Genomic DNA, 11,056 nt, shown 5'->3' on the forward strand with positions numbered 1-11,056 from the left:
GTGGAACCGGGGCCGGGGCGCGGCCCGTCGACACGTGGTGCGCCGCCGCGCCTGGCGGCGGGCGCCGTCCACGGGACACGCCCCTTCCCTCCGTTCGTGCCCACCGTCCACACGGCGGACACGAACGGAGCGGAACTAGGGGCCAACCCGTCAACCCGGCGTCAGACTCCTCGCCTCCGTCGGGCCCGGCGCCGCCGCCCGGACGGTAGGACCCGCCGAACAGCTAGTGCGCCTCGTCGTACTCCTTGCGCCGTTTGTCGTCCGACAGGACGTTGTAGGCCGCGGAGACCTCCTTGAAGCGCTCCTTGGCCACGGGGTCGTCCGGGTTGCTGTCGGGGTGGTTCTCGCGAACGAGCTTGCGGTAGGACTGCCTGATCTCCTGCTTCGAGGCGGTCTTTGAGACTCCCAGGATTTCGTAGTAGTCCTTCTTCAGGTTGTCCTTGGTGGTCATCGACTGGTGCCTTCTCCCGCTGGTGCCGGTTGTGTCCGATGCTTACACGTGCCCCGCCTCCGGGTGGAACCGGGGCCGGGGCGCGGCCCGTCGACACGTGGTGCGCCGCCGCGCCTGGCGGCGGGCGCCGTCCACGGGACACGCCCCTTCCCTCCGTTCGTGTCCACCGTCCACACGGCGGACAGAACGGAGCGGAACTAGGGGCCAACCCGTTACCCGCCGTCCGTCTCCTCGCCCCCGCCGGAGGAGTCGTCGCGTCGGCGGTCTCGTCCGACCCGGCCGCGGCGCCCTCGACGGGGTCCCCGACGACCACGCGGGCCGGTCGGAGGATCCTCTCACCGATGCGGTACCCCGGCTGGAACACCTCGATCACCGTCTGGACGGAGACGTCGGGCGCCGGGACCAGGGTCAGCGCCTCGTGCAGGTTCGGGTCGAACTCCTCGCCCGCCTCGGCGTAGCGCTCCAGGCCCAGCTTGGCGGCCACGGACTCCAGAGCGTCGCCGACCGCCTTGAAGCCCCCCGTGAGCTCGTCGTGCTCACGGGCGCGCCCGATGTCGTCCAGGATCGGCAGCAGTTCGCCGATGACCTGGGCGGTGGCCACCTCGCGGACGGCCACGCGGTCGCGCTCGACGCGCTTGCGGTAGTTCGCGTACTCGGCCTGGACTCGCTTGATGTCGTTGGTGAGTTCGACGACCCGCTCGTCGGCGTTGATCGCCTCGGTCACCACGGCCTCCGGGGTGTCGGGGACCTCGATGGTCTCCTCGGCCTCGGCGGTCTCGTCGGCCTCCGCGGCGGTCTCGGCCGCCTTGGGGTCGCGGACCTGGCCCGTCTCCGGGTCGATCCGGCGGTTGTCGCGGATCACCGGTCCCCGGTGCTCCTCACCGTCGGAGCCGTTGGTCTTGTCCGACTGCGCCATCTGTGACGCGCCCTCCTTCCTCCACTCGTCCGTCGGCCGCGGCGTCAGGCCTGGGTGCCCTTGCCGTTGTCCTCGTCGACGATCTCGGCGTCCACGACGTCGGTGTCGTCGGCGTCGGACGAGGTCTGTCCGGCGTCGGCCGAGGCGCCCTCCTGGCTCTGGCTGTAGATCGCGGATCCGATCTTCTGGCTGGCCAGGGCGACCTTCTCGCTCGCGGAGCGGATCGCCTCGACGTCGGTGCCCTCCAGGGCGCTCTTCAGCTCGGCGACGGCCGACTCGGTCTCGGAGCGCACGTCCGCCGGGATCTTGTCCTCGTTGTCCTTGATGACCTTCTCGGTCTGGTAGACGAGGGACTCGGCGTTGTTGCGGACCTCGGCCTCCTCGCGGCGCTTGCGGTCCTCCTCGGCGTACTGCTCGGCCTCGCGGACCATCTTGTCGATGTCGTCCTTGGACATCGCCGAACCGCCGGAGATGGTGACCGACTGCTCCTTGCCGGTGCCCAGGTCCTTCGCGGTGACGCTGACGATGCCGTTGGCGTCGATGTCGAAGGCGACCTCGATCTGCGGGACGCCGCGCGGCGCCGGGGGCAGACCCGTCAGGTCGAAGACGCCCAGCTTCTTGTTGTACTGGGCGATGTCGCGCTCGCCCTGGTAGACCTGGATCTGCACGGACGGCTGGTTGTCGTCGGCCGTCGTGAAGATCTCCGAGCGCTTGGTCGGGATGGTCGTGTTGCGCTCGATGAGCTTGGTGAACACGCCGCCCTTGGTCTCGATGCCCAGCGACAGCGGGGTGACGTCCAGCAACAGGACGTCCTTGACCTCGCCCTTGAGCACACCGGCCTGGAGCGCGGCGCCGACGGCCACGACCTCGTCCGGGTTGACGCCCTTGTTGGGCTCCTTGCCGCCGGTCATCTCCTTGACCAGGTCCGCGATGGCGGGCATGCGGGTGGAACCGCCGACCAGGACCACGTGGTCGATGGCGCTGAGCTGGATCCCGGCGTCCTTCATGACCTGCTGGAACGGCGTCTTGGTCCGCTCGACCAGGTCGGAGGTCAGGCGCTGGAACTCGGCGCGGGTGAGCTTTTCGTCCAGGTGCAGGGGGCCCTCGGCCGAGGCGGTGATGTAGGGCAGGTTGATGGCCGACTCGCTGGAGCTGGAGAGCTCGATCTTGGCCTTCTCCGCGGCCTCGCGCAGGCGCTGGAGGGCCATCTTGTCCTTGGACAGGTCCACGCCGTTGGAGTTCTTGAACCGCTCGACCAGCCAGTCGACGATCGCCTGGTCCCAGTCGTCACCGCCGAGGTGGTTGTCGCCGTTGGTCGCCTTGACCTCCACGACGCCGTCGCCCACCTCCAGGAGGGAGACGTCGAAGGTGCCGCCGCCGAGGTCGTAGACGAGGATCGTCGCCTCGTCCTCCTTCTCCAGGTGGTAGGCGAGGGCGGCCGAGGTGGGCTCGTTGATGATGCGCAGGACGTTCAGGCCCGCGATCGTGCCGGCCTCCTTGGTCGCCTGGCGCTGGGCGTCGCTGAAGTAGGCGGGCACGGTGATGACCGCGTCGGCGACGTCCTCGCCGAGGTAGGCCTCGGCGTCGCGCTTGAGCTTTTGGAGGATGAAGGCGCTGATCTGCTGCGGGTTGAAGGTCTTGTCGTCGATCTTCACCGTCCAGTCGGTGCCGATGTGGCGCTTGACCGAGCGGATGGTGCGGTCGACGTTGGTGACCGCCTGACGCTTGGCCACCTCACCGACGAGGACCTCACCGTTCTTGGCGAAGGCGACGACGGAGGGGGTGGTGCGGGAGCCCTCGGCGTTGGCGATGACCGTGGGTTCGCCGCCCTCCAGGACAGCGACGCACGAGTTCGTCGTACCGAGGTCGATTCCGACCGCACGAGCCATGGTTGCTACCTCCGTCAAGATTGAGTCGTTCAGACGTAAGTTTGCTTCGTCAGGTGATCGCTGTCAAATCATTTGAGTCCACCCGACTCAAGTTAATGCCTTCGCACGGACAACGGCTGACTCGGGCCCGGTGTTCCCGGTTGGGGGGACTTCACGGAGGAAATGGCGCAAACCCGGGCCAAGTCGGGGAGATCCTTGACTCCAGCCCAGGGGAACCCCTGAGGGGCAGAGGAACCCCTGAGGGCCAGGGGCGCCCCTGAGGGCGGCGCGCGGGGAGGACTGGTCGCGTCACGGATGCCCCGCCGTGACCTCCCGTGGCGGATGTCAGCTACACATAAAGGTGTGCGTGGTGTGTTCGCGGTCGTTCGCGGAGCCCACGCGTGGTTCCGTGGTGTCGGCGCCCGAAGGCGTCGGAGCGCGGCAGGGTGTCGGGTCCCGCGGTCCGGCCCCGGGTGGCGGCGCGGGCGCCGCCGACGGTCCCCGCGGCGGGGCGGGTCGGTGGCGACAGGGCTATTACTCACTAGTAACATATGTTTCGACCGCCGGTGTGTGGCGCACCGGACGACACAGCAGGATGGGAGGCCACGGGCGATGCTGTACCTGACACTGGGCATCATCACCTCGGTCTTCGCCGTGGTCGCGTTCACCATGTTCGCTCTGGCCCTGCGCCAGATCGTGCGGACCGTGGGGATCGGCCGTCCGGTGGAGCCGGAGCGCAAGGGGCCGTTCGGGCAGCGGCTCACGATGACGCTCGTCGAGATCGTCGGGCACACGAGGATGCTCAAGCGGCCGTGGGTCGGCGTGGCCCACTGGTTCGTGATGGTCTCCTTCCCGCTGCTGGTGTTCACCGTCGTCGAGGCCCAGGGCGAGGTCTTCGACCCGCACTTCCACCTGCCGCTGATCCACGACTGGACGGTCTACGGCCTGGCCATCGAGATCATCGCGGGCGCGAGCCTCGTCGGCATCCTCGGCCTGACCGGATACCGCCTGCTGTACGGCCCGAAGCGGATCGGCCGCGATTCCCGCTTCATGAACTCCAAGCACTGGACGGCGTACTACGTCGAGGCCTACATCATCGGGCTGCTGCTGGCGATCTTCGCGATCCGCGGCCTCAAGGTCGCCGCGGGCGACTTCCCGTTCCCGGTCTGGGCGACCCCGATCTCCCACGCGGTCGGCGCCGTCCTGCCCGGTGAGGCCGCCGTCGCCGATCCCGCCATCGCCCTCGTGGCCGCGTTCAAGCTGGTCATCAGCTACGCGTTCTTCGTCGTCCTGGCGGTCAACCTCACCATGGGCGTCGGCTGGCACCGCTTCCTCGCCCCGGTCAACATCTACTTCAAGCGCAAGGCCGACGGCGCGCCGTCGAACGGCGCCGCCAAGCAGATGATGGACAAGAGCGGCGTCAAGCCCCTCGACTTCGAGGAGGCCGACCCCGACGAGGACCCGTTCGGCGCGGGCAGGATCGAGGACTTCACCTGGAAGGGCCTGCTCGACTTCACCAGCTGCACCGAGTGCGGCCGGTGCCAGTCCCAGTGCCCGGCGTGGAACACCGGCAAGCCGCTGTCGCCCAAGAAGGTCATCCTCGACCTCCAGCGGCACGCCTACGAGAAGGCCCCGTACCTGCTCCAGGGCATCACCGAGGAGACCCTCGCCGAGAAGCCCGACGACAGCCACGCGGGCGTCGACGTCCTAGCCCTCCTCAACAAGCCGCTGGTCGGCACCGAGGAGGAGGGCGGCGTCATCCACCCCGACGAGCTGTGGTCCTGCACCAACTGCGGCGCGTGCGTCGAACAGTGCCCGGTGGACATCGAGCACATCGACCACATCCTCGACATGCGCCGCTACCAGGTCATGGTCGAGTCCAACTTCCCGTCCGAGGCCAACACCCTCCTGAAGAACCTGGAGAACAAGGCCAACCCGTGGGGCATGGCCGAGGACCGGCGGATGGACTGGATCGCCGAGCTCGCCGAGCAGGAGAACCCGGTCGAGGTCGAGGTCGTCGACGACAAGCTGTCGCCGGAGACCGAGTACCTGTTCTGGGTCGGCTGCGCCGGCGCCCTGGAGGACCGCGCCAAGAAGACCACCAAGGCCATCGCCGAACTGCTGGACATCGCGGGCGTCAAGTTCGCCGTGCTCGGCGGCATGGAGGCGTGCACCGGCGACCCCGCGCGCCGCCTGGGCATGGAGTACGTCTTCCAGATGCTCGCCCAGCAGAACGTGGAGACGCTGAACGAGGCGGGCGTCACCAAGATCGTGGCCAGCTGCCCGCACTGCTTCAACACGCTCGCCAACGAGTACCCGCAGCTCGGCGGGACGTACGAGGTCGTCCACCACAGCCAGCTCCTGGCCAAGCTGGTGGACGAGGGCAGGCTGACGCCGGTGCGGAACGTGGACGAGAACATCACCTACCACGACCCCTGCTTCCTCGGCCGCCACAACAAGGTGTACACGCCGCCGCGCGACATCATGGCGCAGGTCCCGGGCGCAGGACGCAGGAGATGCACCGCCACAAGGAGCGGGGCTTCTGCTGCGGCGCCGGTGGCGCCCGCATGTGGATGGAGGAGCGGATCGGCAAGCGCATCAACACCGAGCGGGTGGACGAGGCGCTGACCACCAACCCCGACACCGTCTCCACCGCGTGCCCGTTCTGCCAGGTCATGCTCGGCGACGCGATCAACGAGAAGAAGTCGCGGGGCGAGGCCAAGGAGACGCTGGAGGTCGTGGACGTCTCCCAGCTCCTGCTGCGTTCGGTCAGGGGCGAGAGCCCCGCCGAGGGGGAGAAGGAGTCCGCGCAGGCCTGATCCCACCGCCGACCCGACCCGGCGCGGGGCCGACGCGACCAGCGGGTCGGGGCCGGCCCCGCGTGCGCTTGCCCGCCTGTCCGCATGCGGCCATTCCTGTGACAGGGCGGATGCAGGGGGTTACCGTCGTCGTGACGGTGTTTCCCACCCTCGGAGGTGCCCGTGGGCAAGCATGACGATCCCTCCCGCTGGGACGGACAGAAGGACAAGCCACCGCCCCCGCCCACCCCCAATGACGGCGGGACCGGCGGCGGAAGGCACGAGCGGGACGACGAGTGACCGACGACAAGACCCTCCGGTCCCGCCTCGCGCGGCGAATGCCCCCGGCATGGCGGGACTCATTTCGGAGGGTGCCCCGCCACGAGTTCATCCCGGACACGGTCTGGGTCAGGGACACGGACGGCCGCCCCCAGCCCCTCCGGCGCGATGACGACCCGCTCCGTTGGCTGGAGATCTGCTACTCCGACGTCCCGGTCGCGGTTCAACTCGACGACGGGCACGACACCGGATCCGGGTACGTGTCGTCGACGGCGTCCATGCCCACGGTCGTCGCCCGGATGCTCGACGCGGCGGATCTCTCGCCAGGTGCGCGCACGCTGGAGATCGGCACCGGGACCGGGTACAACGCGGCGCTGCTGGCCTCCGCCGTGGGCGTCGAGAACGTCACCACGATCGAGATCGACGCCGTGCTGGCCGAGCGGGCCGCCGCCGCCCTGGAGGGCGCCGGTTGGCCGGTGGAGGTCGTCACCGGGGACGGTGAGAAGGGGTGTTCGGAGAACGCGCCGTTCGATCGTGTCGTGGCCACCGCGGCCGTGCGGACCGTCCCCTACGCGTGGGTCGAACAGACACGTGCGGACGGGATCGTCCTCACCCCGTTCGGAACGGTCTTCCACAGTGGAACCCTGCTGCGTCTGCGCGTCGGCTCGGACGGGGCGACGGCTCAGGGGAACTTCGGCGGGAACGCGGCGTTCATGTGGACCCGTGCCCAACGCGCCCCGCACGGGACCGTCGAGGACCGGGTGCTGCCAGAGCACGAATTCGATCAGGTGACCACCGGTCTGCATCCCTACGAACCGGTCGGGGACTTCGACGCCAGCTTCGCCGTGGGCGTGCGCGTTCCGGCGATGACCTCCGTCGTGGTGTTCGACGACGACGATCCCGGGTGCGGTGCGTACACGGTTTACCTGATGGATCCCCACGCCGAATCCTGGGCGTCGTGGCGGATAGAGCCGGGCCCGCGCGAGTACACGGTGCGTCAGCACGGGCCACGGCGGCTGTTCGACGAACTGGAGGCCGCCTACGCGTGGTGGAAGGGACGCGGGGAGCCAGCGCACACCCGGTTCGGCCTGACGGTCACGCCGGACGGACAGCACGTGTGGCTGGACGAGCCGACGAACGAGGTGGCGCGCCCGTAACCGCCGGGATTCGTTTCGGGCTGCGGACCCGCGTGTCGTCGGAGGTGAGGCCGGAGACCGTGTGCACCGGTGCGGCTGACCACGGCCATCCCACATCCCTACCCGGCGCGTTCGCGGTCACCCGGCATGGACCACAAGCGGCCATGGCTGTGACGCGATGATCGCCGGGAGTTAGATTTGTGGTCTGACCACTACAAAGGGAGACGCCTGTGGCCAAGCACGAGGGCCCACCGCAGCCGATCAAACCCCCACCGCCTCCGCCACCCCCCAGCCCTGACAGCGGACCTCCGCCGGGGCAGCATGAGAAGTGACCACGATGTACGGGCGTCCGGAGCGCGACCGGCTTCGGGCGCTTCTCCTCGATACGGGATCCATGTCACCCGAATGGCCCCGGCCTTCGACTCGGTGGACCGGGCAGACTTCCTCCCAACCAGGATCTGGCCGTTTGACCCCGACACCGGACAGTCCACGGTGGCCGATCGGGAAGCCGACCCCGTCTCCTGGTATCGGTGGGCGGACTCGAACGTGCCGCTGACCACCCAGTGGGACGATGCCCCCGAATCCCTCGACGGCACCCCCGGAGTCGTGTCCACCTCGTCGTCGTCCATGCCGTCCGTCGTGGTCTCCATGCTCCGCGACCTGGACGTGGCCCCGGGCATGCGCGTACTGGAGATAGGCACCGGCACCGGTTGTCAGCGGCTCTGCTCGCGCACCGCGTCGGAGACGACGCGGTCACGACCGTCGAGGTGGACCCAGTGCTCGCCGACCAAGCCCGAAGACGCCTCGACGCTGTCGGCATCCACCCCGTGACGGTGGTCGGGGACGGCCTCCTCGGCTATCCGCCGCGCGCCCCCTATGACCGCGTCGTGGTCACGTGCGGGCTCCGCCGGATCCCGCACACATGGGTGGAGCAGACCCGTCCGGACGGCATCATCCTGGCGCCGTGGGGCACCGACTACAGTCCCCAGGACGCCACGGTCCGGCTGGTCGTCGCCGACGACGCCAAGACCGCGTCCGGGCCGTTCATGGGGCCTGTCCAGTTCATGAAGGCGAGGTCTCAGCGACTCGCCTGGCCCCGCCACGACGAGTACGTGACCGACTGGCCAGGAGACGCCAGCTCCTCTACTCGGCTCAACGCCGACGACCTCACCGGGAACGTGCACGGAGGAGCCGACTTCGTCCTCGGGCTGCTGGTGCCTGCCTGTGCCCACACCGTCCATGCCCAGGACGACGGGACCACGGCGTGGTTCTACGCACTCCGTGACCGGTCGTGGGCCGCGGTGAGGTGGGGCGGAGAAGGGCCCGGAGAGGCCTTCCAGTCGGGACCGCGGCGACTGTGGGACGAGGTCGAGGCAGCATGGCGGTGGTGGGAGAACCAGGGGCGGCCGGACGTTAACAGGTTCGGTCTCACGGTCACGCCGGACGGACAGCACGTGTGGCTGGACGAGCCGACGAACGAGGTGGCGCGCCCGTAGCCGCCGAGGTTCGTTTCGGGCTGCGGACCCGGCTCGGGCGTGTCCGTCAGTCCGCATGCGGCCATTCCTGTGACAGGGCGGATTCCCAGGGTTACCGTTGTCGTGGCTATGTTTCCCACCTTGGGGAGGAAACAGTGGGCAGTCACGGCAAGCCCGACAGCGAGGACACGAAGGACGACCCGAAGTGGCAGCAGGACGGGCAGAATCCCAGCCCGCACGGCGGAGGTGGCAAGTCCGGCGGCGGTAAGTAGTGCCTTCGACGGACTTCGACGCCGGTGAGCGCCTCGCGGAGCTGGTGGACCATCTCCATCGGGTCGGGGCGCTCATGGACCGGCGGTGGCGGGACGCCTTCCTCCAGGTGCGCCGTCACGCCTTCATCCCGGACCCCATTTGGGCTGAGGACGGCGATCGCGGCGACGGGTGGATGATCCCCGTCGGTCGGGACGATCCGTACTGGTGGGACAACGCCTACACGGACTTCGCGCTGCCCACCCAGGTCGATGACGGCACTCCGGTCGGCGAGGACGGCCGAGGCCGGTACGCCACCAGTTCGATCAGTCAGCCTTCCCTCGTCGCACGGATGCTGGAGGCCCTCAGGATCACCGACGGGGCGCGGGTGCTGGAAATCGGTACCGCCACGGGGTACAACACGGGACTGCTCTGCGCGCGCCTCGGCGCCGAGAACGTGGTGACGATCGAGGTCGACCCGACCTTGGCTGAGCGTGGGCGCGCGGCGCTCCGTGCGGCTGGCTGGAAACCGACCGTGGTCTGCGGCGACGGAACCAGCGGCGTGCCCGCGGAGGCTCCGTTCGATCGGGTGCTGGCGACCGTCGCGGCGAAGCGCGTGCCCTACGCCTGGGTGGAGCAGACCCGGCCGGGCGGCCTGATCGTCACGCCCTGGGGCAACGACTACATGGCCACGGTCCTCCTTCGGCTGGAGGTGGGCGAGAACGGCACCGCGACCGGTCGGCCGATCGGCGACGCCCCGTTCATGTGGCTGCGCGACCAGCGCGCCGCGGCCGGACGCTGGTCCGACCATGTCGACTTCCACGCCCCGGTGCGCACCAGCCGCACCACGGTGGACCCGCACCAGGTGGTCGTCCGCGGCTCCGGAGCCGAGTTCACCGTCGGCACGTGGGCTCCCGGGCTGTGTCGGGCCTGGTTCGACGCTGAGGACGCTTCCGGTGAGGCCACGTTGTGGCTCTACGACACGAAGGGATCGTGGGCGTCGGTGGACTATGTCCCCGGTGCCACGGAGTACGAAGTCGAGCAGGCCGGACCACGCGGCCTGTGGGGGGAAGTCGAGGCCGCTGTGGGCTGGTGGCAGCGGGCGAGGCGACCCGGTCGTGAACGGTTCGGCCTGACGGTCACGCCGGACGGACAGCACGTGTGGCTGGACGAGCCGACGAACGAGGTGGCGCGCCCGTAGCCGTTCAGGGTCGGTCGGACGCTGGTCGGCGACAGAGACGGACGATACAGTGTTCCTGGGTTGCTTTCAGGTAAAGCAGCACGGGCCCCCGGCAAGCGCTGGGGGCCCGTTGCGTTCTCAGGGTCTAGCGAGTGACCTCGGCCAGGAACACGTTCCACTCACGGGCCGGGAAGGTGATGTGCCCGGCCTCAGGGTGTCTGGAGTCGCGAACGGCGGCCACATCGGGGAGGTCGGCGACCTCCACGCAGTCTTGTGTACGGGCTCCGCTGTAGCTGCTCTTACGGAAGTTCAGGTGGGTTGTCTCAGGCTGCATCGGGTTCCTATCGGGCCAGCAGTCCGCTGATGAGCTCCCGGGACTCTTCGACGGGGAGCGCGGCGGCCTGTAGGCGGTCGTACACGTGCTGGTAGTAGGTGATCTCGCGCGGCTTCTCCAGGTAAAACTCCTGAGCCATGACCTCCAGGTAGACCGTCGTCGGGTCTGGCGGCTGGAAGTCCATGATGACCAGTTGGCCTGTTTCGCCGTGGAGCCCTCGACTCAACGGTAGAACCTGAACTCCGATGTTCGGCTGGTGGCTCATGTCGATGAGGTACTCCAGCTGGCCGGAGAGCTCTGGCGGGATGCGTAGCAGCGCGGCCTCGTCGATCAACCTGAGGTCGTCGCCCCAGGAGGGCACCTGCCGTGC

Annotated in this window: 5 protein-coding genes and 4 pseudogenes; 4 read left to right on the plus strand and 5 right to left on the minus strand. The window is 68.9% G+C overall.

Annotation, left to right across the window (positions count from 1 at the left end; translation table 11 throughout):
- Positions 1–160: 160 nt before the first annotated feature.
- From BJF83_RS09340 to dnaK, 3 genes and pseudogenes are all read right to left on the minus strand, one after another.
- Positions 161–451 (minus strand): annotated as a pseudogene (locus tag BJF83_RS09340) (DnaJ domain-containing protein); the annotation flags it as partial.
- A 250-nt stretch (positions 452–701) separates the two neighbouring features.
- Positions 702–1,367, minus strand: a pseudogene (gene grpE, locus BJF83_RS09345) (nucleotide exchange factor GrpE); the annotation flags it as partial.
- 44 nt (positions 1,368–1,411) lie between these two features.
- The gene (gene dnaK, locus BJF83_RS09350; RefSeq protein WP_075925981.1) at positions 1,412–3,256 is read right to left on the minus strand and encodes a molecular chaperone DnaK; all 1,845 of its coding nucleotides are present in this window, start codon (positions 3,254–3,256) and stop codon (positions 1,412–1,414) included.
- Between the two features lie 591 nt (positions 3,257–3,847).
- On the opposite strand from dnaK, the pseudogene BJF83_RS09355 reads away from it, so the two are divergent.
- The 4 genes and pseudogenes from BJF83_RS09355 (at position 3,848) to BJF83_RS09370 (ending at position 10,373) form a co-directional block, all read left to right on the plus strand.
- Positions 3,848–6,054 (plus strand): annotated as a pseudogene (locus BJF83_RS09355) ((Fe-S)-binding protein).
- A 350-nt stretch (positions 6,055–6,404) separates the two neighbouring features.
- On the plus strand, positions 6,405–7,469 hold the full coding sequence (locus BJF83_RS09360; RefSeq protein WP_262391433.1) for a methyltransferase domain-containing protein: 1,065 nt from the start codon (positions 6,405–6,407) through the stop codon (positions 7,467–7,469).
- Positions 7,470–7,853: 384 nt separating this feature from the next.
- Positions 7,854–8,944: pseudogene (locus BJF83_RS09365) on the plus strand (methyltransferase domain-containing protein).
- Positions 8,945–9,194: 250 nt separating this feature from the next.
- The gene (locus BJF83_RS09370; RefSeq protein WP_262391434.1) at positions 9,195–10,373 is read left to right on the plus strand and encodes a protein-L-isoaspartate O-methyltransferase; all 1,179 of its coding nucleotides are present in this window, start codon (positions 9,195–9,197) and stop codon (positions 10,371–10,373) included.
- 124 nt (positions 10,374–10,497) lie between these two features.
- Here BJF83_RS09370 and BJF83_RS09375 read toward each other — a convergent pair whose 3' ends face one another.
- Both BJF83_RS09375 and BJF83_RS09380 read right to left on the minus strand, forming a co-directional pair.
- Positions 10,498–10,686, minus strand: coding sequence for a DUF397 domain-containing protein (locus tag BJF83_RS09375; protein WP_075925983.1), 189 nt, complete (start codon positions 10,684–10,686; stop codon positions 10,498–10,500).
- Positions 10,687–10,693: 7 nt separating this feature from the next.
- Positions 10,694–11,056 (minus strand): DUF5753 domain-containing protein (locus tag BJF83_RS09380; RefSeq protein WP_262391435.1); only part of this gene is annotated, 363 nt, incomplete at its 5' end.

This window comes from Nocardiopsis sp. CNR-923, from assembly GCF_001942255.1.
In the GTDB taxonomy this organism is placed as follows: Bacteria; Actinomycetota; Actinomycetes; order Streptosporangiales; family Streptosporangiaceae; genus Nocardiopsis.